The sequence below is a fragment of the Phaeobacter sp. B1627 genome, from assembly GCF_006265095.1.
Taxonomy (GTDB): Bacteria; Pseudomonadota; Alphaproteobacteria; order Rhodobacterales; family Rhodobacteraceae; genus Epibacterium.
The window spans coordinates 24,450-46,285 of sequence record NZ_VCNK01000021.1 but is presented as its reverse complement, the minus strand read 5'-3'; the positions used below and the strand labels follow the sequence as shown (position 1 = coordinate 46,285).

Here is a 21,836-nt window from a genome sequence, read left to right as displayed (position 1 = left end):
GATCATGGGCATTATTTCACGATTCATTTCCGCGGTTGTCATGGGGGGCTTTGCAGTTGCGGCCTCGATGGGGGCCTCTGTCGCTGTCGCGCAGGAACGCCGACCGAGCCATTGCATCGCCGTCGCCGAGACCGCCCCGGGGCTGCAGTATCTGCACAGGGCCAGCTGGCGCGAGCCACTGCCCGATGCCTATTCCGTCCGGCTGCACTACATCGCCCATGCGTCTTTTCTGATCCAGACCGCAGGGGGGCTGAATGCGGTCACCGACTTCACGGGGTTCATCGGATCGGCGCCGATCATACCGGATGTGGTCACCATGAACCACGCCCATGCCACCCACTGGACCGAGTTTCCCGATCCCGCCATTCCCCACGTGCTGGAGGGCTGGGGCGCGTTTGGCGAAGGCATCGCGCATCACCTCGATCTGGACGAAATGCTGATCCGGAACGTGTCCACCGATATCCGCTCCGGCGGCGGGGTGGAGACCTTTGGCAATTCCATATTCGTATTCGAAGTGGCGGGGCTGTGTATCGGTCATCTCGGCCATCTGCATCATGTGCCCACACCCGAACAATTCGCAGCCCTCGGGCGGCTCGACGTGGTGATGGCGGCGGTGGACGGCGGCTCAACCCTGCCACTGCCGGACATGCTGCAGGTCCTGTCCCGACTGCGCTCCTCGGTGGTGATCCCGATGCATTGGTTCGGCGACTACACGCTGGATCGGTTTCTGTCCCAAATCGGCGAAACCTTCGCCGTCGAACGCCCGGGCACATCAGAGCTGGTGGTCTCTTTGCGCAGCCTGCCGGACCGGCCGACGGTCTATGTGCTGGAGCCGGCCTATCTGCGGGCGGGTGAATAGCGCCGACACAGAGGCCGACACTGACAAAGGGGCGAATTGTAGGCTTGCCATCGCCCCGCAGATTGGGGATGCAGGGGCTATGACCCTCAATGCCGCTGACCTCGCCTTTCTCGACATGCTGTCCGCTCGCTTGCCTGCGGATACCCTGCGCAGACCGGATCCCCGCTATCTCGAGGAGCCGCGCGGACGCTATCACGGCCAGGCTGCGGCCGTCGCCTTGCCCCGGTCCCTGGACGAAGTGGCCGCAGTGATCCAGGCCGCGCACTCGGCCCGCGTCGGCGTGGTGCCCTATGGCGGCGGCACGGGGCTGGTGGGCGGTCAGGTGATGCCGGAGGGGCCTGCGCCGATCCTGTTGTCGCTGGAGCGGATGCGGGCCATCCGCGCCGTCTACGCCGAAGAAAACGTCATCGTGGCCGAGGCGGGCGCGGTTCTCGCAGAGGTCCAGAGCGCCGCGCAGCAGGCGGGGCGGCTGTTTCCGCTCTCGCTCGCCGCCGAGGGCTCTGCCCGGATCGGTGGCAACCTCTCGACCAACGCCGGCGGTGTGAACGTGCTGCGCTACGGCAATGCCCGTGACCTGTGTCTCGGACTGGAGGCGGTGCTGCCGACGGGCCAGATCTGGAACGGGCTGACGCGCCTGCGCAAGGACAACACCGGCTATGATCTGCGCAACCTTTTGGTGGGGGCCGAGGGGACGCTCGGCGTGATCACCGCAGCGGCGCTCAAACTGTCGCCGGTCCCGGCCAGCCCCGGCACCGCAGTGTTCACGGTCACCGATCCCCGCGCCGCGATACGGCTGTTGTCCATGGCGCGCGATGCTGTGGCCGAAGGGGTCAGCGCCTTCGAGCTCATTCATCGGCAGGGGCTGGAGTTTCTGGCCGAAACCCTGCCCGAGCTGCGCCAGCCCTTTGAGACCCGCCCCGAATGGTGCGTGCTGATCGACCTTGGCCTCGGCCGGGGACAAAACGCCGAGGACGCATTGGCGGATCTTTTTGCCGAAGCGCTGGAGGCCGGTCTGTCCGATGATGGTGTGATTGCCCAATCCGAGGCGCAACGGGGCGCGCTCTGGTCGCTGCGCGAGCATATTCCCGAAGCCAACCGCCGCATCGGCTCGGTCTCCAGCCATGATATCTCGGTGCCGATTTCCCGCATTCCCGACTTCATCCCGGCGGGCCGTGCCGCGATTGCGCAGCTGGACCCAGACCTGCGGATCAACTGCTTTGGCCATCTCGGCGATGGCAACCTCCATTACAACGTCTTCCCCGGCCCGGGGAAAAACCGCACCGACTATGATCCGCTGCGGGGCGAGGTGAAACGGATCATCCATGATCTGGTGGCCGAGTATGACGGTTCGATCAGCGCCGAACACGGCATCGGCCGGATGAAGGTCGAAGATCTGCGGCACTACGGCGATCCGGCGAAAGTCGCGGCCATGCAGGCGATCAAACAGGCGCTCGATCCGCATGGGATCATGAACCCCGGTGCGGTCGTGCCTGCTCTGGCTCTGACCTCTGGGAGCTGACCTCTGCGGGCTATCCTGCGTGCGAGCGAAACAGCCGCGCCATAGGATCCTGCGTCACGACAGGTCCGCGCCCCACGACAGTCAGGCGAGCTCAGAGCCCGTCGAACTCGCACAGGACGTGCACGTCCATGCCCATATCTTCGAGATGTTTGCGCCCGCCCAGTTCCGGCAGGTCGATGATGAAGGCACAGGAGATGATCTCGCCGCCGAGTTTCTCGATCAGTGTGATACCCGCACCGGCGGTGCCGCCGGTGGCCAGCAGGTCATCCACCACGAGGATCTTCTCGCCGGGCTGAATTGCGTCCTTGTGCAACTCGACCACCGCCTCTCCGTATTCGAGCTTGTACGACTGGCTGATGGTGGCCCCGGGCAGTTTGCCCTTCTTGCGGACCGGCACAAACCCGGTGCCGAGCTGATGCGCAATGGCCCCGCCCAGAATAAAGCCGCGGGCCTCGAGACCCACGACCTTGTCAATCCGCTCGCCTGCATAGGGATGCAGCATCTGGTCCACGGCCATGCGGAAGCCGCGTGGATCGGCAAACAGGGTGGTGACATCGCGGAACATGATCCCTTCGTGGGGGAAATCGACGATGGTGCGGATGTAATCCTTGACGGTTTTCGATTTGCTCATGGGGGTGCGGTCCCTGACTTGGCTTCCGTGATCACTGCGCGTCCGAATACTTGACGGTCCCAAGCGTTTCAGACCATCGCGGTTTGACCCAAGCACAGCCGTCATGCAAGCGGCAACGCCGTTTGAGGTTACCAAATTGGCCGGATTTACGGCGATTTCGTCTATTTGCGCAGTGCCGGATCGCTGCGAGGCAGATTCTGCGGCAGCCAGGCGTCACGGCGCTGCGTCAGCCCAGAACCCGGCCCGCAACGGCATCAAGCTTTGCCAGAAGCTCCGGGTCGCGCTTGTCGGGGGCGGTCATGATCGCATTGTCCAGCGCCCGGTCGCAGCCATGCGGGCAGGCTGTCCGCTCCGCCCCGAGACGCGCAGGCAGGCCCTTGACCAGGCTGCGCGCCTTGTCGGAATTGCCGTGCAGGGTTGCGATGATCTCAGCGATGTCGACGGCCCCATGGTCGGGATGCCAGCTGTCGTAGTCGGTGACCATGGCAATGGAGGCGTAGCACAGCTCGGCCTCGCGGGCGAGCTTGGCCTCGGGCATATTGGTCATGCCGATCACATCGCAGCCCCAGACCTCACGGTAGATCTTCGACTCCGCCACAGAGGAGAACTGCGGCCCTTCCATCGCCAGATAGGTGCCGCCGCGATGGACGTTGATGCCTGCCGCTCTGGCCGCCGCCTCGCATGCATCGCCCAGTCGCGGGCAGGTGGGATGGGCGACGGAGACATGCGCCACACAGCCCGATGAAAAGAAGCTCTTGTCGCGTGCGAATGTCCGGTCAATGAACTGATCGACGATCACAAAATCGCCTGGCGCCATAGCTTCGCGGAATGACCCGCAGGCGGAGACCGAGATAACATCGGTCGCCCCGAGGCGTTTCAGTGCATCGATATTGGCGCGGTAGGGCACGTCGGTGGGGCTGTGCACATGGCCGCGTCCGTGGCGGGGCAGAAACGCCATCTTCACCCCGTTCAGACGCCCGGTGAGGATCTGATCGGACGGAGCCCCCCAGGGGCTGGTGACGCTGGTCCAGCTGGCGTCGTCCAGTCCGTCGATATCATAGATGCCGGATCCGCCGATAACGGCGATCAATGTGTCTTGTGTCATGGGATCTCTCCTGCCGCTGTTTCTTGAGCTATGACCGGTGGCAGGGCCGTTTGGCAAGCGGCAGCTGCACAGGGCGCGGGCATTTGTGGGCTGGCCCTTCAGGCCAGGCGTCGGCCAGGCGTCGATCCGGGTGGCGATTTGGGGGGGATCTGTGCGGTGGCCAGGCGGCGATCTGAGCGGCGATCTGGGCGGTGACAGGGGCGGTGAAAAGTTAACAAACGGTTCGTGGCAGACAGCACTTCTGACCTATTGTTTCGCACGCGAAACATTGGGTCAGCACTATTGACATATAAGCCATTGCCCCTGACCGGGGGCTGGGGCTGGGGCGGGGGCTGGCCGACAGGGCCTGCGGTCTCGCTTCGTGTCTGCGTTGCCTCTATCTGCCTTCCCTTGTATCGCAGGCGCTTTGGCGCTAACAGGCGCTCAACACCTCCCCTTTCCGACGATCACAGGTTTGATTTCATGACACGCGGCGTAATGGGCCTATTGGCCAAGAATATATCTCCTCCGAACCTCTCCATCATGCAGGATGAAGGCTTCACCGTTGGCCGTGTCAGGACAGAGTTGCTGTCTGGTCTGACTGTGGCTCTGGCGCTGGTGCCGGAGGCGGTGGCCTTTGCCTTTGTCGCCGGGGTGCATCCGCTGGTGGGGCTCTATGCGGCGTTTCTGGTCGGGTTGATCACGGCCCTGATCGGCGGGCGGCCGGGGATGATTTCCGGCGCAACCGGCGCATTGGCCGTCGTCATGGTGGCCTTGGTGGCGCAGCACGGGGTGGAATATCTGTTTGCCACCGTCGTGCTGATGGGGATCCTGCAGCTGATTGCGGGGGCGATGCACTGGGGCAAGTTCATCCGTCTGGTGCCGCATCCGGTGATGCTGGGCTTTGTGAACGGGTTGGCCATCGTGATCTTTCTCGCCCAGTTGACCCAGTTCAAAGTGCCCGGCACCGTCGAGAGCACGGGCCACGGCGCAGGCGGCGGTGAGTGGCTTTCGGGGCTGCAGCTTGCGACCATGTTGGGGCTGGTTGGATTGACCATGGCGATCATCTGGGTGATGCCGCGCCTGACCAAGATCGTACCGGCACCGCTGGCGGGCATCGGCATCACGGCGGCCATTGTGATCATCTTCGGACTGGATGTGCCCCGGGTCGGTGATCTGGCCTCCATCGAGGGGGGATTGCCGCTTTTTCATATTCCGATGGTGCCGCTCAACTGGGCGACGTTTGAAATCATTCTGCCCTATGCGGTGATCCTTGCGGCCATCGGCCTGATCGAAAGCCTGCTGACCCTGAACCTGGTGGGCGAGATCACCGGCAAGCGCGGCGGTGCCAGCCAGGAGTGCATTGCGCAGGGGGTCTCCAATGTGGTGACCGGTTTCTTTGGCGGCATGGGCGGTTGTGCGATGATCGGCCAGTCGATGATCAATGTGAATTCCGGGGGCCGGACCCGGATCGCGGGCATCGCGGCGGCGCTGTTTCTGCTGTTCTTCATCGTCGCCGCTTCGCCACTGATCGAGCAGATCCCGCTGGCGGCCCTGGTCGGGGTGATGTTCATGGTGGTGATCGGCACATTCGCGTGGAACAGCTTCAAGATCATGACTAAAGTGCCGCTGACGGATGCCTTTGTCATTGTCCTGGTGACCGTGGTCACGGTGATGAGCGATCTGGCCGTGGCTGTTGTTGTCGGGGTGATCGTCTCGGCGCTGGCCTATGCCTGGAACAACGCCCGCCGTATCCACGCCATCACCCGCGATAGCATCAGCGAAGAAGGCGCCAAGGTCTATGAGATCCAGGGGCCGCTGTTCTTCGGCTCGACCGACGGGTTCATCGAGCTGTTCGATGTGGACGGAGACCCCAGCGTGGTCATCGTCGATTTCGCGGCATCCCGGGTGGTGGACCAGTCCGCGTTGCAGGCGATCGAGACCGTGGCGGTGAAATACCAGGCGGCAGGCAAGACCCTGCAGCTGCGTCATCTGAGCCGCGATTGCCACCAGCTCCTGTCGAAGGCGGGCCATCTGGTGGTGGATAGTGACGATGATCCGGAATACGGGCTGGCGGTGGACTATTCGGTCAGAACCGGAATTCTCGGCGGGCACTGACGGGTCGGTCCTGACGGGCCAGTCCTGAGGGGCGCCCTCTCGTCCCGGCTGTTATCAAACGGTCGCGGTCCCTGGTCGGGACCGCGGCTTTTTTCTTGAAAAGAGGCCGCTCAGTCCGGCGCGAGCGCTTCCAGCATATCGAGATCGCCAGAGGTGATGGCAGGTTCGGCGCGGATGATCAGCTCGGTCGGCCAATCCCACCATTTGAGCGCCAGAAGGCGGGCGATCTGCGGTTTCGGGAATCGGTGCCGGGCCACCATGGCGGGGTTTCCGGTCATGATCGCATAGGGCGGCACCGTGCCGCGCACCACGGCGCCTGCGCCGATGATGGCCCCGTCGCCGATCCGCGCGCCGGGCAGGATCAGTGCGCCATAGCCGATCCAGACGTCATGGCCGATGACCGTGTCACGGGTGTCAGGTTGAAACCCGGCCATCTGTGTGGGGTCGAACACCGGGAAAGGATAGCAGCTCAGCCCGTCCTGAGCGTGGTTGGCCGAGGCGGTGATGAATTTCACACCATGGGCGATCTGGCAGAACCGGCCGATCGTCAGCCTCTCGCGGGCGCCGGCAAAGAGATAGGGTGCCAGATGGCTGCCCCAGTCGCGAGGGGGATCGAAGTCGCTTGCATAGGTGAAGTCACCGACGGTGAAGTTCGGGTTTTCGACCACGCGCGACAGCAGGACGGTTCCCCTGTGGGGCGTGCCGTCCGGCAGGGTGATCGGGTGGCGCAGGCGAGGGTCTGGCAGGGGCATCGGAACCGCTTCAGTCGTCGGGACGGGAGAGGGAGAACAGGTCGCTGACCTTGGCATAATCACGATAGCCGAGGCGCGACAATGGCTGATAGCGGGTCACGTCGAAGATGCCGTCGACCAGGCAATCGTCCCGCAGATGCACGCCGACCACCTCGCCAAAGGCGACCTTGTTGGCCTCGCCCGGCAGGTCGACAATCTGCGTCAGCCGGCATTCCAGCGCCGCCGGAACGCCTGCGACGCGGGCGCAGTCAATCGTCTCGCATGGGACGGCCTGCAGACCTGCGTGGGCGAACTCATCCACGTCCTTGTCGAGAGCGGCAGAGGATTTGTTCATCGCATCGCGCATGGCGTATTCCACGATATTGACGCAGAAGACGCCGGTCTCGCGGATATTGGCCATGGAATCCTTGGTGCCGTCCTGGTCGGCCTTGGCCGAGGTCGAGGCAAACATCACCTGCGGCGGCACATAGGCGACCGCGTTGAAAAACGAGTAGGGCGCGAGGTTGTTGACCCCCTCTGGCGAACGGGTGGAGATCCAGCCGATCGGGCGCGGGGTGACGACTGCGTTGAACGGGTTGTGCGGCAGGCCGTGGCCATCCTCTGGGCGGTAGAACATCACATGACTCCTAATGTTTGCCCCAGACTTACGCGCGTGCTAGGGCGAAATCCACCCCCGCGTTATCCTTGCCTTGTGGCGTGGCGGCGCAAATGACGGCGCAAGAAACGGAGCCTGTACCACGTGATCACCATCGCGCCCGAGATGCCTGAGGACTCCTGGGAGGTCGAAGCCCTCTACGACCTGTGTTTTGCGCCGGGGCGGACGGCCTTGTCCTCCTACCGGTTGCGCGATGATGTGCCGCCGGTGCGGGCCCTCAGCCAGGTGGCGCGGGATGGCGATCATATTCTGGCCGGGGCGATCCGGTTCTGGCCGGTGCATGTGGGCGAGGCCGACGCGCTTCTGCTTGGCCCGGTGGCGGTGCACCCGACGCGGCAGGGCGAAGGCATCGGGGCCTCATTGATCCGCGACAGCCTGTGGCGGGCGGAGCATAGCCATTGGGACCGGGTGATCCTGGTGGGCGATGCGCCATACTATCGCCGGTTCGGGTTTTCCCGGCTCGAGGGCGTCGAGATGCCGCCGCCGACCAACCCTGACCGGGTGTTGGGGCTGGAGCTGCGTCCCGGGGCCTGGGCGCAGGTGCAGGGCCAGGTCCGCCGGTGGACCGGTGCGGCACAGGGGGAACAGGCGGAAGGCTTCTGACCGGTCTGACCTTGAATTTCACGGGGCGGCTGCTGATCTCGGTAGGAACCGCGGAGACAGGAGAGGGGAGCCAGGACATGGGCGAGCTACTGGATCAGAGAGCCCGCAGCCTGAGCGCTGCGGAGATAGAGGCGGAGCTGGATGCGATCGCCGCGCGCTACCGGGCGGCCGGGCATTTCGGTATGCGGATGCTCAACGCGCTGGGCGGGCGGACCGATGATCTGATGCGCAGCCTGCCTGACCCAGTGCGCAGCGGCGTCGAGGCTACGGTGCAGCGGGCGCTGCATCTGGCGGTGCGCGGGGCTGCGCAGAGCCGCCGGGTGGTGCAGGATCAGCCGCCCCGGACCAACCGCCTGATCAGTACGACCATGGGGATGGTCGGCGGGGCGGCTGGTTTGCCGGGCGCGTTGATCGAACTGCCGGCGACCACCACGTTTCTGCTGCGCAGCATTCAGGGGGTGGCCGTGGGCTACGGGTTCAACCCCTCGACGCAGAGCGTCCGCTTCGACGCGGTCGAGGTTTTTGCCGCCGCAGGTCCGATGGCCCATGACGATGGCGCGGACACCGGGTTCCTGACCCTGCGGCTGGGGCTGTCGGGGGCCGGGGTCTCGCATCTGATCGCCGCTGTCGCGCCGCGCCTCGCGGCGGCGCTGGGCCCGAAACTGGCGGCGCAGATGGTGCCGGTTCTGGGTGCCGTCGCCGGAGGCGGGATCAATTACATCTATTCCGGCTATTATCAGGAGATGGCGCATGTGCATTTTGCGCTGCGCCGACTGGCACTGGAGGCCGATACACCGCATGAACAGTTGGTGGAGCGGTTGCACCATCGCCTGCTGAGCTGAGCGAAACCACCCACGCTGTCGCGATCCAGCCCGGCCAGCAAGGCGCCGGGTCCCGAATATTCGGGGATTGGCCAATCGAAGGCCTGTACGACAACTGATGGGGTGGATGGCTCCTGCTCCAACTGGCGTCGCAATGCGCCATACTGCAGGTGTCAAAATCTGCTTATGGGAGGAGCCACTTCATGCAAGTTACCACAATCGGCGTTGATCCACTGACCGGCAGTTGATTGCAAAGCAATCAATGAGAGGTTGGCCAAGAACGTTTTCCGAGTTCATGGGATCCCAGCCACCGAGGAAGTCGTTTTCGACACGCCCTTGCGGAGGGCGCAGTTTCTGTCTTTTTTTCCAAGTTGGAGCCCTGCTTGATCGGCATGGAAACCTGCAGCAGTGCACATCATTGGGCCCGTGAATTGACTGCTCTTGGTCACGAGGTTCGGCTGATCCCCCCGATGTATGTGAAGCCATACGTCAAACGCGGCAAGTCAGACGCAATTGATGCTGAGGCTATCTGCAAAGCCGTGACCCGTCCGACCATGCGCTTTGTTGCGATCAAGACAGTCGAGCAGCAGTCCCTGCTGTCGCTGCATCGGGCGCGCGTTCGTCTTCTGCGTACGATCCCTGGCGTTGGCGCGGTGACGGCCTCTGCGATCATCGCCAGCATCGGTGATGGGCATCAGTTCCGCAATGGTCGGGAGTTCGCTGCCTGGCTGGGCCTGACGCCGGCGAACAAGTCCAGCGGCGGCACGGAGAAGTTAGGACGGATAACCAAGATGGGCGACCAGTATTTACGATCGTTGCTCGTCGTCGGCATGACTTCATTGGTCCGGCAAACGAGGTCACACCCCGAACGTGCCCGTAAATGGCTGACGTCTTTGCTCGAACGCAAACCTGCGCGCGTCGCCCCTGTTGCCATGGCCAACACGACGGCCCGGATCGTCTGGGCGGTGCTCACCCGCAACGAACCCTACGGCCCACGCGCTTTAGCCTGAGGCGAAAGGAACATCGAGTTAGCAAGACCCGCGAGTTGAGGGTGCATGAGTCTGGCGCCAAGGCCAAGAAACTCCGCCGAATGGCGCGGGCATAATAGCCCGTAAAGCTGATAGGAACTTGGTTTGCGGAACCCATCCACTGCCCGGCAGGCGATGCTTGCATCGGTGAGAGGGAGGGCCAGCGGTCAACGCCGCGCAAACAGACCGGACACATGACTGATTCTGACAAATGCACAAATCAGATCAAAAAGGACTTGCTATGCAGGAGCTATCCACACATGCCTTTCGCGCGAAGATGGTAAAAGAATTGTTTACCGTTTCGGAACACACTCGGTTGTGTGATGTCCGCGATGCCGAGATGTACTGGGTCCGAGGGGGGCTTGAATGCGAGAGGTCTGGTGTGTTTGGCGGGTTTGGGATGCAGGCAAGGCGACAGGACAGTATGGAGCACTCTGACAGAGCCGCGCCCCCCGCGTGCCCGGTTCCGCCGCCAGCGGGCCAGGGACCTTTGACCAATGTGGTGGACGGCTGCGGTCAGGGGAAAGACGCGGTCCGGCTCTATCATCAAGTGGGCGCGCTTTGTTTCCGGCTGTCGCGAAAGGGCCGGATCAAGGTGCTGTTGGTGACGTCCCGGCGGACGGGGCGCTGGGTCATCCCGAAAGGCTGGCCAATGGTCGGCAAGACCGACGCGGAGGCGGCCGCGCAGGAGGCCTGGGAAGAGGCGGGCGCGCAGGGGCGGGTCTCGGACAGCAGTATCGGTCATTTCAGCTACCATAAGATCCGGCCGGGCGAGAAATCGCTGATGTGCCGCGTGGAGGTCTTTCCGTTGCGGGTCCGCACCCTTGCCGACCGCTATCCGGAAAGAAGAATGCGGGAGCGGGAATGGATGTCGCCTGGCCAGGCGTCCAAACATGTCGCCGAGCCGGAGCTTGCGGCGCTGCTGAAGGTTTTTCGGCCGCAGGACCTGTAGCGATGCGCGCCAGGCGGGCGGGATGGGCCACAAATCGGGTCCGGATGTGGGAAGGGGGCGGGCGCCAGGCTGCCGGCCCTTGCAAACACGGCCCGGGCGTATTTAATGATCCGCTCTGAAGACGGGATACGACATGATACGCTATTCTCTGAAATGTGCCGAAGGCCACGGGTTCGAGAGCTGGTTTCAGTCCGCCGATGCCTATGACAAGCTGTTGGGCGCGGGGATGGTGGTCTGTACGCAATGCGGCTCCTCCGAGGTGGCAAAGGCGCTGATGGCCCCCCGGGTGCGACCGGCGCGGACCGCAGCCCGGATCGAGGCCGGGGCTGCGGACGGAACTGCAGACGAGGCTGCGCCCACCGAGACGGGGGAGACGGCCGCAACCCTGGCGGATGCCGCAACGCCGAAAGAGACCACGACAGCGCTGAGCGCGCCTGCCTCTGAACTGGAGAGGGCAATCGCGGCCTTGAAAAAACAGGTGGAGGCCAATTCGGATTACGTCGGTACGGATTTCGCGAAACAGGCGCGGGACATGTATCTGGGCGATGCTCCGGCGCGGTCGATCCACGGCGAGGCCAAGCTTGAGGACGCAAAGGCGCTGATTGAGGACGGGGTGCCGGTCCTGCCGCTGCCCTTTGCGCCGAACCGAAAGATGAACTGAGTACTGAGAAGACGGGCAGAGCAAGACATAACAAAAAGGAGACCGCCGATGCATGTGGTGGTGACAGGCAGCAGCCGCGGCATTGGGCGCGAGCTGAAGACACGGCTGGCGGCGCGCGGAGACCGGGTGACCGGGACCTCGCGTGATCATTCCTCGGGCACGCGGCTGGATGTCAGCGATCCTGGCCAGCAGGCGCGGTTTGCGGCACAGATCAAGGGCGATGCGGTGGATCTTTTGATCTGCAACGCCGGGGTCTATCTGGATAAATCCATGGGTCTGGAGGAATATTCGGCCGAGGTCTGGACGAAGACGCTGTCGGTGAATGTCTCTGGTGTCTTTCTGACGGTGCAGGCGATGTTGCCGAACCTGCGCCTGTCTGCCGCGCCAAAGATCGCGATCATTTCCTCTCAGATGGCCAGCCATGCGCGGGCGCCGGGCGGGTCCTATGCCTATCGGGCCTCCAAGGCGGCGGTGCTCAATCTCGGGCGCAACCTTGCCGCCGACCTGCAGCCCGAGGGCATAGCGGTGGGCATCTATCATCCGGGCTGGGTGCGCACCGACATGGGCGGTGAGGCGGGCGAGATTTCGGTCGAAGAAAGCGCGGCGGGGCTGATGCAGGAATTCGACAGCCTGTCGATCGAGACGACCGGGTGTTTTCACAGCTGGAACGGGCAGGTGCTGCCCTACTGAAGGCTGCAGGCCGGCGGTGCCTCTGATCCTGACCGCGCCGAAGACGCGACGATCCATGACGAAGACGATCCATGACGAAAAAGCCGGGCAACTTGCCCGGCTTTTGTCATATCCGCATTGGCCTCTGTGCGGGTCACTCCCAGCAGCTGACCAATGTAGTGAGGCCCGTGGCCTCTTTCTGCAGAACCGAAATCGGCAAGTCGCCAGAGGTGGCGGTTCCGGTCGTGGGCAGGCCGACACCGGCCTTGTCCAGCGCCATGCGGATCAATTCGCCCTTCAGCGCGAAGCGCACGCCCTCGGGCAGGACCGGACCCGAGGACTGCAGCGGCAGCAGCATGCCGTGCACGGTGCCCTGCTTGTCCAGAAGAGGCCCGCCCGCGTCGCCCGGCTGTGCCGTGAGCTCCAACCGCGCGAGATGGGCCTCTCCCTGCAGGCCCTTGAGGTCATCGAGGCTGCCCCAGGTCAGGCTCGGCGCGCCGAGCACGCCGCCGTAGGAATAGCCCGACACAGCCAAAGCACTGCGCAGACGCGGGGCGGTGGCCGCCAGCGGCGCCGTTGCCATGGGCGAGAGCGCAACCGAGGGCTTCAGGACCGCAATCCCGGCGGCCTCATCCGCGAGCAGAACCTCCGCTGTCACGTCGCGGTCGATTGTCACCTGCCCGCAGTCCAGCACCGCATCCGCGGTGGTCACCACCACACCGGTGCTGGTGACGAAAAAGCCCGAACGCGACAGGCGCGGTTTGCGGATCTCAAGGCCGGACACCAGATCGATGGATTGTGCCTCATCGCCTCCGGCGGTCGGATCCAGCACCCCGTCCAGACGGGCAAAGCTCGCCTGCATCGCCGCCAGCACCCGGCTGCGGCGCGCCTCGTCGCCGGCGGGCCAGATCAGGCTGAAGCCCTTGATTTCGCCATTGTCGAGCCGCGCCTCGGTATAGGAAACGATCCGGCTGTTGCGGCCTTCGAGGGTGAAGCGGTCGCCACTGCGCTCGCGGTCGCCGTCGAGGGGCACAATCTCCAGCGTCTGCATGATGTCATAGAGACCATAGAGCGTCCGGCGGTCCCCGGGCTGCGAGATCAGCAGCACCTGCACGCCGAGATCGCCAGTGGCGTCAAAATGCGCAAACGGCGGCTCGTAGCGGCTGAAGGCGACCTCCTTTTGGGGCAGATCGACACTGATGCCCGCCCGCGTGTCGGTATAGGTTGCCATGCCGACCGAGATCAGCGGCGCATTGTATTCATCCATCAGGGCCTGACGCTGCAGCGTGGTCAGAACGCCGGTCGCTTCATAGCCACGTGCGGTTTGCCAATCGGCCATGGAGCCGCGGGTGCCGCGCCCAAAGGCGCCGTCGATGGCGGAGGTATAGAACCCCGCAGCCTTCAGTGCTACCTGCAGGTCCATGCGCGCGTCTCGGGACAGGGCCTGCTCGCTGCGGCGGGCCTCGGCGGGGGTCTCGTCGGGCAGGGTGGACACCGGAGCGGTTTCGGTCTGGGCGCCGGCGGTTGCCCCTGCGGCTGCCGCTGCGGTTTGCGCGGTGGTGTCGGATTGCACCGGCACGGGCGGCGCGCTGGGGGAGGCTGCCTCGGGGCCGACCGGGTAGAACCGGGTGTTCAGATTGCTGGAAAAGGTGATGAAGCTGTCGCGCGGGATCTGACCTTCCGCCCGGTAGACGCGCAGCACCTGTTCCGCGTCGGGGCGGGTATAGGGCCCGATGACAATGCCGTACCAGCCGCCCCCCAGCGCATAGCCTGCGACATCAGGCAGCCGGGCGGACAGGGCGCGGGCTTCGTCTTGCGCCTCAAGCAGGGAGGGGCGTGCCGCAACCTGGATCCAGACACCGGCAGGGTCGGATTGTTGCGCCCGGGACAGACCCGGCAGCGCCGCGAAAAAAACAGTCAATGCCAGAAACACCGAGGTAATTAGGTTCTTCATTTCTAAACCTCTGTACGAAGAAACGGATTTTGTTCGCCGCGCAGGTAACCACTCTGTGACCGCAAAGGGAACGGTGCTGAACTGCACAATGGCGTGTGCAGTGTAAATGCTTCTCTTGTCTCAGGGGGTGCTTCGGGCCTCGTCCGTGTCACTTGGGTCACGGGGGCGTTGACCCCGCCGGGGGGCTTGCATAGGAAGGCGGTCGTACATTCCACCGCCCGAACCGGCTGACGATGGCCGGGACAGGCGGGTGATCCGTGGCTCCCGAAGGGATTTGAGATGACCGAGACCACCGCCCCGCGTTCGTTCCAGGAGATCATCCTGCGTTTGCAGACCTATTGGTCCTCAAGGGGCTGCGCTGTGCTGCAGCCCTACGATATGGAAGTGGGCGCCGGCACGTTCCATCCCGCAACCACCCTCAGGTCGCTGGGAACGCGGGCCTGGGCGGCGGCCTATGTACAGCCCTCGCGCCGTCCCACCGACGGGCGATATGGCGAGAACCCGAACCGGCTGCAGCATTACTACCAGTTTCAGGTGGTGATCAAACCCAGCCCGCCGGACCTGCAGGAGCTGTATCTGGGGTCGCTGCAGGCGATCGGCGTGGATATGGAGCTGCATGACATCCGCTTTGTCGAAGACGACTGGGAAAGCCCGACGCTGGGGGCCTGGGGCCTTGGTTGGGAAGTCTGGTGCGACGGGATGGAAGTCAGCCAGTTCACCTATTTCCAACAGGTCGGCGGCCATGACTGTCACCCGGTCTCGGGCGAGCTGACCTATGGTCTGGAGCGTCTGGCGATGTATGTGCTGGGAGTCGACCATGTCATGGACATGCCGTTCAACGATCCGCAGTCGCCCAGCCCGCTGACCTATGGCGATATCTTTCGCCAGACCGAAGAAGAATATGCGCGTTGGAACTTTGATGTGGCCAATACGGAGGTCCTGTTGCGCCATTTCGAGGAAGCCGAGGCCGAATGCGCCGCGATTCTCGCGCAGGAGCCTTTGGACCCGAAAACGGGCAAGCGGATCATTATGGCGCATCCCGCCTATGATCAGTGCATCAAGGCCAGCCACATCTTCAACCTGCTGGATGCGCGCGGGGTGATTTCCGTCACCGAGCGACAGGCCTATATCGGCCGGGTGCGGGCGCTGGCCAAGCAATGCGCCGATGCCTTTGTGCTGACGGATGCAGGTGGCCACGTGGCCGAACCCGCCTGAGCGCGGGATTGCCAGCCGATAGGAAACGGAACCGGGCATGGACGAAGACGACCACAGCGCAGAAGCCACCATTACGCGGTTGCGGAACCGTCTGCAGCGGGTACGGGGGCGGCTGGAGAAGGAAACGCGGCGGGCGGAGTCCGTGGGCTTTCTGCAGGGCGTCGTGGCGACCCTGCGGCCCGGGGATCTGGTGCTGGACTGTGGCGCGAACGTGGGCCGTGTGACGACGCTGCTTGCCGAAAGCGGTGCCGATGTGGTGGCGTTTGAACCGGATCCCTGGGCCTTTGAACGTCTGGTCGAGGCCACCGCGCATTTTGACAATGTGACCTGTGTCAATGCGGCCGTCGGGGCCGAGGCCGCGACCCTCACGCTCTATCGTACGGCGCGTTTCGCGCAGGATCCCGCCAAGCAATCCGAGAGCAGCTCGATCATGCCGGATGCGCGCACGGTCGATGCCGAAGGTGAGGGTATCGAGGTCGAGGTGATCGATTTTCCGGCCTGGCTGCAGGCGCGGCTGGACGAGGGGCGGCGTGTGGCGCTGGTGAAAATGGATATTGAAGGGGCGGAGCTGGATCTGATGGAGGTCCTGCTGGACCGGCGCATTCCGGACCGGACTGGCCCTTTTCTTGTGGAAACCCACCCAGGCCTGTTTCCGGGAAAGCGCTCCCGGTTTGAGGCCCTGGCACAGCGCGCGGCGGAGTATCCGGCCAAGCGCGTAAATCTGGACTGGATCTGAATATGACCGGAAAAATCCTCTCCGTCATCCTGGTGCTGTCGGGCCTGGTGGCCGGTATTGCGATGTATTACCTGCAGGTCTACGGCTATTATGACGAGGTCGTCGCCAGACCGGGACAGGATGTGGTGCTGCTGCCGATCGGGTCGGATGTGCCCGTGCCCATCGCCTATGACGACTTTCAGGCGATTGACGCGGCCAGCTCGCCGATCCGCTACCGGGCCTGTTTCACCACGCCGCTGACGCCGGAGGCCGTGGCGCAGCTCTATCAGCTGTCCGACGCGCAGGACCCGCGCAATGCGCCGGGCTGGTTCGGATGTTTTGATGCCACCGCGATCGGCCAGGCGTTGCAGGACGGGCAGGCCACGGCCTTCATCTCGGAAAAGAACATCGACTTTGGCGTCGACCGGATCGTGGCCATCACCCGCGACGGTCATGGCTACGTGTGGCACGAATTGAACAACTGTGGCGAAAAGGCCTATGACGGCACCATCGTCGGCGAGGAATGCCCGCAACGCCCGGAGGTCAGCCAATGATCTCTGCCCTGTATTCGGCCGCTGTGCGGCAAAACCGAACCCTTGAGGACAACTGATGGCTGATCTTCTGATCGAACTTTTCTCCGAGGAAATCCCGGCCCGCATGCAGGCGCGTGCTGCCGAGGATCTGAAGACGCGGATGACCAACGGTCTCGTCGACGCAGGCCTGACCTATGCAGGCGCCCACGCATTGTCGACGCCGCGCCGCCTGACGCTGGCCATCGAAGGTCTGCTGGACCACTCTCCGACCCTGCGCGAAGAGCGCAAGGGCCCGAAGGTCGGCGCGCCGGACAAGGCCATCGAGGGGTTCCTGCGGGGCGCGGGGTTGAGCCGGGACCAGCTGGAAGAGCGGGAGACGCCGAAAGGTGCGGTCTATTTCGCCTTGATCGAAAAACCGGGACGCCCGGCGGCCGAGATCATCGCCGAGGTGCTGGATGACCTCATCCGCAATTTCCCCTGGCCCAAATCGATGCGCTGGGGGGCGGGTGCCCTGCGCTGGGTGCGGCCCCTGCAGTCGATCCTCTGTGTGATCACGCGGGAGGATGGCAGCGAGGTGGTACCGCTGGATATCGACGGTATCCCGGCAGGTGACAGCACCGCAGGGCATCGGTTCATGGCGCCCGCGCGGTTCACGGTGAGCGGCTTTGAGGACTATACCACCAAGCTGAAGCGCGCCTTCGTGGTGCTTGATCCCACCGAGCGGCAGGCCGCGATCTGGCAGGATGCCACCAATCAGGCCTTTGCCTCGGGGCTGGAGGTCGTGGAGGACAAGGGGCTTCTGGCGGAGGTCGCCGGTCTGGTGGAATGGCCGGTGGTGCTGATGGGATCGATCGATGAGGAATTCCTCGATCTGCCGCCGGAGGTGCTGCAGACCTCGATGAAAGAGCATCAGAAGTTCTTTTCGGTGAGAAACCCGCGTTCGGGCCGGATTGAGAAATTCATCACTGTCGCCAATCGCGAGACGGCCGACAGCGGCGCCACCATTCTGGCAGGCAATCAGAAAGTCCTGTCGGCGCGTCTGGCGGATGCGAAGTTCTTTTGGGAGAATGACTTGCGCATTGCCAGGTCCGAGGTGGGCATGGAGGGCTGGCTGCAGAGCCTCGGCAATGTGACCTTCCACAACAAGCTGGGCACGCAGGCGGCGCGGATCGACCGGATCGCGGTGCTCGCACGTGAAATCGCGCCGGCTGTGGGCGCCGATGCGGATCTGGCCGCGCAGGCCGCACGGGTCGCCAAGGCGGATCTGTCGTCGGAAATGGTCTATGAGTTCCCGGAACTCCAGGGGTTGATGGGGCGCTACTATGCCACGGCGGCGGGCCTGCCCGAAGAGGTCGCAGAGGCCTGTGAGGCGCATTACTCGCCGCTGGGTCCCTCGGATGATGTTCCCACAGACCCGGTGTCTGTGGCGGTGGCGCTGGCAGACAAGATCGACACACTCACCGGGTTTTGGGCCATTGACGAAAAGCCGACGGGATCGAAGGATCCCTATGCGCTGCGTCGGGCTGCGCTCGGGGTGATCCGGCTGGTGCTGGAAAACCGTATTGCTTACTCGCTCATGGGGCTATTGGAAAAATCATATGTTGCTTTGATGGAGAGCAACGTTCGGCGCAATCGCGTAGCAGTCGTACTTGGAGACACCCTAGCCGAGGTTGCCTTGGACAAGACTGCTGAAGAACGTTTGTTCATTTATGATTTACAGGATATTGAAAGAAGCTTAGGCCTTACCTCTGAGTTCGTCATGCTTAACGAAGAAGGTGGCGTGGAGCTCAGGATTTCGAAAAGCGATATTGTATTACCAAGTCTCCTGTCTTTCTTTCATGACCGGCTGAAGGTCTTCCTGCGGGATCAGGGTATTCGCCATGACGTGATTGATGCCTGTATCGCCATGGCGGGAAGTGATGATCTGACGTTGTTGGTGAAACGGGCGCGGGCGTTGCAGGATTTCATGACGTCAGAGGACGGCGGCAACCTGCTGCAGGGCTTTCGGCGGGCCAACAACATCCTGTCTCAGGCAGAGGAGAAGGATGGTGTCGAATATTCCTATGGTGCGGACAGGAAATTTATCGAGGATGAGGCGGAGCTGGCGCTGTTCGAGGCGCTTGCAGCGGGCGAGGGGGCGATCTCTTCGGCCATCGAGGCCGAAGATTTCGCGGCCGCAATGAGCGGCATGGCGGCGCTGCGGGCACCGGTTGATGCGTTTTTCGAAGCGGTGCAGGTCAATTCTGACAATCAGGTGGTGCGGCGCAACCGGTTGAACCTGCTGAGCCAGATCCGAAAAGTCTGTGGCCAGGTCGCGGATCTGAGCCGGATCGAGGGCTGATTTCAGCCTCTCTGCGAGAGATGACCCGGGGCCTCCGCCATCCTAGGCGGGGGCCTTTTGTCTGCCCGTGGGACATCATGCCCCTTGCGGGGGCGGTTGCCATGCTTATGCTCATGACGGCCACAATATGCTGCGGCGCAGAAATGAACGGGGATCGAGGGTATGAACGACACGCCAAAGGCAGTGCTGATCACGCCGGTTGCGCCAGTCGCGACTCATACGCATGGCGGGCGGGCAAAGTGCCTGCAACGGCTGGTGCGGCTGGATCTGCCGGTGCCGCAGACCGTTGCGCTGTCTTTTGATGCGGTTCACGAGATTGCCGAAGGCTATATGGTGGATGTCCGGGCGATCCTGGCGGACCTGAAACCGGAGGCGCTTTTGTGCGTGCGTCCCTCCTCTGAGGATCCCGACTGGGGCGGCCCTGGCGCGGTTTTGAACATCGGCATGAACGACGCCCGTTACGTCGATCTGAGCCAGTCGCTGGGCCGGGAGGCGGCGACGGCGCTCTATCTGCGGTTCGTGAAATCCTATGCGGTGCATGTGGCGCGGTTGGATCCGGACGTGTTCGAGGATGTCGAGGACGGTGGCCCCAATGCCCTGAGCGAGATGCTGCAGGCCTATGAGGCCGAGGCGGAAGAGCCCTTTCCGCAGGATCCGGGAGAGCAGCTTGCGGCGGTTCTGCGATCCATGGCACGGGCCTGGGAAGGTACATCGGCGCGGTTGTTGCGGGCGGCCAAAGGGGCGCCGGAGGATGCCGGTCTTGGCCTTGTGGTTCAGGAGATGGTGCCGGGTCTGGGGCAGGGGGAATGCGGTTCGGGCGTGCTGCAACTGGTGAGTTCGCAGACCGGAATGCCGCAGGTGACCGGTCGCTACCTGAGCCAGAGCCAGGGCCGCGACGCGCTGGGCAATGATGCGGCGGCGCTCTACCTGGAGCAGGACGACCGCGGCCCCTCGTTGGAAGATCTGGCACCGGAGGCGTTTCAGGAACTGAAGGCCCATGCGGCATTGATGCGCCTGCGCCTGCGGGAGGAAATGCAGGCTGAATTCGTCATCGAGAGCGGTCAGGTGCATATCCTTGATGGGGTGCCGGTTGCGCGGTCGGCGCGGGCTGCGCTGCGGATTGCGGTGCGACTGGCGCAGGACGGGATCATCAGCATCGACGAGGCGGTGATGCGGGTCGATGCGCATTCAATGAATGAACTGCTGCACCGTCAGGTGGAGCCGGGTGCCCGCCGGGATGTGATCGGCACCGGGATTGCAGCCAGCCCCGGGGCCGCAACCGGCCGGTTGGTTTTTACCGCCGCCGATGCGCAGGCCAGCAAATCGCGGGGCGAACCCTGCATTCTTGCGCGGCGCGAGACCTCGCCCGAGGATGTGCGGGGCATGCATGCGGCGGCGGCGGTGCTGACGGAAAAGGGCGGAATGACCAGCCATGCGGCGGTCATCGGGCGCGGGCTTGGCCTGCCGTGCATTGTCGGAGCGTCTTCGCTGCGGTTTGACAGCCGGCGCAACCAGCTGACTGCGCGGGACGGGCGGGTGTTCAGAAGCGGCGACACGGTGACCATCGACGGCACCTCGGGGCAGATCCTCGCAGGCGAGCCCGCCATGATGGAAGCGGCGCAGGATGATGCGTTCCAGACGTTGATGGGATGGGCCGATGAAGCGCGCGACATCGGAATTCGCGCCAATGCGGATACGCCGGCAGATGCGCAGACGGCCCGGAACTTCAATGCCCAGGGTATCGGGCTCTGCCGGACGGAACATATGTTCTTTGATCCCGGACGTCTGACCGTCATGCGGGAGATGATCTTTGCGGAGACCTCCTCTGGCCGGGCGGCGGTTCTGGCGCGGCTGTTGCCGATGCAGCGCGATGACTTTCGCGAGCTGTTTCGGATCATGGAAGGCCTGCCGGTCTGTATCCGGCTGTTCGATCCGCCGCTGCATGAGTTTCTTCCGACGACGACGACAGGCCAGCGGGAATTGTCCGAAGCCCTCGGTCTGCCGGTCCGCGATGTGACCCGGCGGGTGGAGGAAATGGGCGAATACAACCCGATGCTGGGGCTGCGTGGGGTGCGGCTCGGGGTGACGGTTCCGGAAATTTACGACATGCAGGCCCGTGCGATCTTCGAGGCCACGCTGGAAGCCTCGCAGGATGGCGATCCGGTGGTGCCGGAGATCATGATCCCGCTGGTGTCGGCGAAACGCGAGGTGGAGCTGGTCAAGACACGTGTCGATGCGGTCGCCGCAGCGGTGAAGGCCGAGCAGGGGCGTGATTTCACCTACCGCCTCGGGGTGATGGTGGAAACGCCGCGGGCGGCGCTGCGCGCCGATGAGATCGCGGTCCACACGGCCTTCATGAGCTTTGGCACCAATGATCTGACGCAGATGACCTACGGCCTGTCCCGCGATGATGCGGGGCGTTTCATGTCGGATTATGTGCAGCAGGGCGTGTTCCCCGAAGACCCGTTTCACGTGCTGGATGTTGACGGAGTCGGCGAGCTGTTGCAGCTCGGGGCGCAGCGCGGACGCAAGACACGCCCGGGAATTACGCTTTCGATCTGTGGTGAACACGGCGGCAACCCCGAATCGATTGCATTTTGTCGCGCGGCAGGGTTCGATTATGTTTCGTGTTCGCCATATCGTGTGCCCGTCGCACGGCTGGCTGCGGCACAACTCGCCATCGCGGATAAGACTGGCCGAATTGCGCCGAAGTCCTAAAAGTTTAA

The 21,836-nt window shown here is 63.7% G+C and carries 18 protein-coding genes and 1 pseudogene; 14 read left to right on the top strand and 5 right to left on the bottom strand.

Translation table 11 applies throughout. The annotated features are described in order from the left end of the window. The first annotated feature begins 67 nt into the window (after nucleotides 1-67). Complete coding sequence (locus FGE21_RS12065) at nucleotides 68-859, top strand: MBL fold metallo-hydrolase (protein WP_370285675.1); 792 nt, start codon at nucleotides 68-70, stop codon at nucleotides 857-859. Between the two features lie 79 nt (nucleotides 860-938). Next, nucleotides 939-2,378, top strand: a complete 1,440-nt coding sequence (locus FGE21_RS12060) for an FAD-binding oxidoreductase (RefSeq protein WP_139663548.1) — start codon at nucleotides 939-941, stop codon at nucleotides 2,376-2,378. Between the two features lie 91 nt (nucleotides 2,379-2,469). On the opposite strand, the gene FGE21_RS12055 is transcribed toward FGE21_RS12060, so the two are convergent. Next, nucleotides 2,470-3,009 (bottom strand): adenine phosphoribosyltransferase, encoded by a 540-nt coding sequence (locus FGE21_RS12055; RefSeq protein ID WP_139663547.1) that lies wholly within the window; start codon nucleotides 3,007-3,009, stop codon nucleotides 2,470-2,472. Nucleotides 3,010-3,235: 226 nt separating this feature from the next. After that, a complete protein-coding gene (locus tag FGE21_RS12050; RefSeq protein ID WP_139663546.1) occupies nucleotides 3,236-4,114 on the bottom strand; it encodes an S-methyl-5'-thioadenosine phosphorylase in 879 nt (292 codons plus the stop codon). Between the two features lie 462 nt (nucleotides 4,115-4,576). Here FGE21_RS12050 and FGE21_RS12045 point away from each other — a divergent pair, with 462 nt between their 5' ends. Beyond that, complete coding sequence (locus tag FGE21_RS12045; RefSeq protein ID WP_139663545.1) at nucleotides 4,577-6,211, top strand: SulP family inorganic anion transporter; 1,635 nt, start codon at nucleotides 4,577-4,579, stop codon at nucleotides 6,209-6,211. Nucleotides 6,212-6,321: 110 nt separating this feature from the next. Here FGE21_RS12045 and FGE21_RS12040 read toward each other — a convergent pair whose 3' ends face one another. Continuing rightward, nucleotides 6,322-6,963: a CatB-related O-acetyltransferase gene (locus FGE21_RS12040; RefSeq protein WP_139663544.1), complete on the bottom strand. Its 642-nt coding sequence runs from the start codon at nucleotides 6,961-6,963 to the stop codon at nucleotides 6,322-6,324. Between the two features lie 10 nt (nucleotides 6,964-6,973). Further along, complete coding sequence (locus FGE21_RS12035) at nucleotides 6,974-7,579, bottom strand: flavin reductase family protein (RefSeq protein WP_139663543.1); 606 nt, start codon at nucleotides 7,577-7,579, stop codon at nucleotides 6,974-6,976. 123 nt (nucleotides 7,580-7,702) lie between these two features. Here FGE21_RS12035 and FGE21_RS12030 point away from each other — a divergent pair, with 123 nt between their 5' ends. The 6 genes and pseudogenes from FGE21_RS12030 to FGE21_RS12005 all read left to right on the top strand — a co-directional run bounded on the left by FGE21_RS12030 (nucleotide 7,703) and on the right by FGE21_RS12005 (nucleotide 12,373). Continuing rightward, on the top strand, nucleotides 7,703-8,221 hold the full coding sequence (locus tag FGE21_RS12030; protein WP_139663542.1) for a GNAT family N-acetyltransferase: 519 nt from the start codon (nucleotides 7,703-7,705) through the stop codon (nucleotides 8,219-8,221). 77 nt (nucleotides 8,222-8,298) lie between these two features. After that, the gene (locus tag FGE21_RS12025) at nucleotides 8,299-9,063 is read left to right on the top strand and encodes an EcsC family protein (RefSeq protein ID WP_139663541.1); all 765 of its coding nucleotides are present in this window, start codon (nucleotides 8,299-8,301) and stop codon (nucleotides 9,061-9,063) included. A 237-nt stretch (nucleotides 9,064-9,300) separates the two neighbouring features. Then, nucleotides 9,301-10,052 (top strand): annotated as a pseudogene (locus FGE21_RS12020) (IS110 family transposase). A gap of 517 nt (nucleotides 10,053-10,569) precedes the next feature. Beyond that, nucleotides 10,570-11,022: an NUDIX hydrolase gene (locus tag FGE21_RS12015; RefSeq protein ID WP_255731560.1), complete on the top strand. Its 453-nt coding sequence runs from the start codon at nucleotides 10,570-10,572 to the stop codon at nucleotides 11,020-11,022. A 133-nt stretch (nucleotides 11,023-11,155) separates the two neighbouring features. Continuing rightward, nucleotides 11,156-11,683 (top strand): DUF1178 family protein, encoded by a 528-nt coding sequence (locus FGE21_RS12010; protein WP_139663539.1) that lies wholly within the window; start codon nucleotides 11,156-11,158, stop codon nucleotides 11,681-11,683. Nucleotides 11,684-11,731: 48 nt separating this feature from the next. Next, nucleotides 11,732-12,373, top strand: coding sequence for an SDR family oxidoreductase (locus FGE21_RS12005; protein ID WP_139663538.1), 642 nt, complete (start codon nucleotides 11,732-11,734; stop codon nucleotides 12,371-12,373). A gap of 133 nt (nucleotides 12,374-12,506) precedes the next feature. Here FGE21_RS12005 and FGE21_RS12000 read toward each other — a convergent pair whose 3' ends face one another. After that, complete coding sequence (locus FGE21_RS12000) at nucleotides 12,507-14,306, bottom strand: trypsin-like peptidase domain-containing protein (RefSeq protein ID WP_139663537.1); 1,800 nt, start codon at nucleotides 14,304-14,306, stop codon at nucleotides 12,507-12,509. A 279-nt stretch (nucleotides 14,307-14,585) separates the two neighbouring features. On the opposite strand from FGE21_RS12000, the gene FGE21_RS11995 reads away from it, so the two are divergent. The 5 genes from FGE21_RS11995 to FGE21_RS11975 all read left to right on the top strand — a co-directional run bounded on the left by FGE21_RS11995 (nucleotide 14,586) and on the right by FGE21_RS11975 (nucleotide 21,828). Continuing rightward, nucleotides 14,586-15,521 (top strand): glycine--tRNA ligase subunit alpha, encoded by a 936-nt coding sequence (locus tag FGE21_RS11995; RefSeq protein ID WP_139663536.1) that lies wholly within the window; start codon nucleotides 14,586-14,588, stop codon nucleotides 15,519-15,521. 37 nt (nucleotides 15,522-15,558) lie between these two features. Further along, nucleotides 15,559-16,257 carry an FkbM family methyltransferase gene (locus FGE21_RS11990; protein ID WP_139663535.1) on the top strand — a complete coding sequence of 233 codons (699 nt, stop codon included), beginning with the start codon at nucleotides 15,559-15,561 and terminating at the stop codon, nucleotides 16,255-16,257. Nucleotides 16,258-16,259: 2 nt separating this feature from the next. Continuing rightward, on the top strand, nucleotides 16,260-16,790 hold the full coding sequence (locus FGE21_RS11985) for a DUF6446 family protein (RefSeq protein WP_139663534.1): 531 nt from the start codon (nucleotides 16,260-16,262) through the stop codon (nucleotides 16,788-16,790). A gap of 55 nt (nucleotides 16,791-16,845) precedes the next feature. Then, on the top strand, nucleotides 16,846-19,110 hold the full coding sequence (gene glyS / locus FGE21_RS11980) for a glycine--tRNA ligase subunit beta (protein WP_139663533.1): 2,265 nt from the start codon (nucleotides 16,846-16,848) through the stop codon (nucleotides 19,108-19,110). Between the two features lie 162 nt (nucleotides 19,111-19,272). Continuing rightward, nucleotides 19,273-21,828, top strand: coding sequence for a putative PEP-binding protein (locus FGE21_RS11975; RefSeq protein ID WP_139663532.1), 2,556 nt, complete (start codon nucleotides 19,273-19,275; stop codon nucleotides 21,826-21,828). Nucleotides 21,829-21,836: the final 8 nt, after the last annotated feature.

What these genes read in the sequence shown, in the direction of transcription:
- FGE21_RS12000 (WP_139663537.1), bottom strand. Translation starts at nt 14,306, where the DNA reads ATGAAGAACCTAATTACCTCGGTGTTTCTGGCATTGACTGTTTTTTTC.
- glyS (WP_139663533.1), top strand. Translation starts at nt 16,846, where the DNA reads ATGGCTGATCTTCTGATCGAACTTTTCTCCGAGGAAATCCCGGCCCGC.
- FGE21_RS12060 (WP_139663548.1), top strand. Translation starts at nt 939, where the DNA reads ATGACCCTCAATGCCGCTGACCTCGCCTTTCTCGACATGCTGTCCGCT.
- FGE21_RS11995 (WP_139663536.1), top strand. Translation starts at nt 14,586, where the DNA reads ATGACCGAGACCACCGCCCCGCGTTCGTTCCAGGAGATCATCCTGCGT.
- FGE21_RS11990 (WP_139663535.1), top strand. Translation starts at nt 15,559, where the DNA reads ATGGACGAAGACGACCACAGCGCAGAAGCCACCATTACGCGGTTGCGG.
- FGE21_RS12035 (WP_139663543.1), bottom strand. Translation starts at nt 7,579, where the DNA reads ATGTTCTACCGCCCAGAGGATGGCCACGGCCTGCCGCACAACCCGTTC.
- FGE21_RS11985 (WP_139663534.1), top strand. Translation starts at nt 16,260, where the DNA reads ATGACCGGAAAAATCCTCTCCGTCATCCTGGTGCTGTCGGGCCTGGTG.
- FGE21_RS11975 (WP_139663532.1), top strand. Translation starts at nt 19,273, where the DNA reads ATGAACGACACGCCAAAGGCAGTGCTGATCACGCCGGTTGCGCCAGTC.
- FGE21_RS12010 (WP_139663539.1), top strand. Translation starts at nt 11,156, where the DNA reads ATGATACGCTATTCTCTGAAATGTGCCGAAGGCCACGGGTTCGAGAGC.
- FGE21_RS12040 (WP_139663544.1), bottom strand. Translation starts at nt 6,963, where the DNA reads ATGCCCCTGCCAGACCCTCGCCTGCGCCACCCGATCACCCTGCCGGAC.
- FGE21_RS12065 (WP_370285675.1), top strand. Translation starts at nt 68, where the DNA reads ATGGGGGCCTCTGTCGCTGTCGCGCAGGAACGCCGACCGAGCCATTGC.
- FGE21_RS12055 (WP_139663547.1), bottom strand. Translation starts at nt 3,009, where the DNA reads ATGAGCAAATCGAAAACCGTCAAGGATTACATCCGCACCATCGTCGAT.
- FGE21_RS12045 (WP_139663545.1), top strand. Translation starts at nt 4,577, where the DNA reads ATGACACGCGGCGTAATGGGCCTATTGGCCAAGAATATATCTCCTCCG.
- FGE21_RS12005 (WP_139663538.1), top strand. Translation starts at nt 11,732, where the DNA reads ATGCATGTGGTGGTGACAGGCAGCAGCCGCGGCATTGGGCGCGAGCTG.
- FGE21_RS12025 (WP_139663541.1), top strand. Translation starts at nt 8,299, where the DNA reads ATGGGCGAGCTACTGGATCAGAGAGCCCGCAGCCTGAGCGCTGCGGAG.
- FGE21_RS12050 (WP_139663546.1), bottom strand. Translation starts at nt 4,114, where the DNA reads ATGACACAAGACACATTGATCGCCGTTATCGGCGGATCCGGCATCTAT.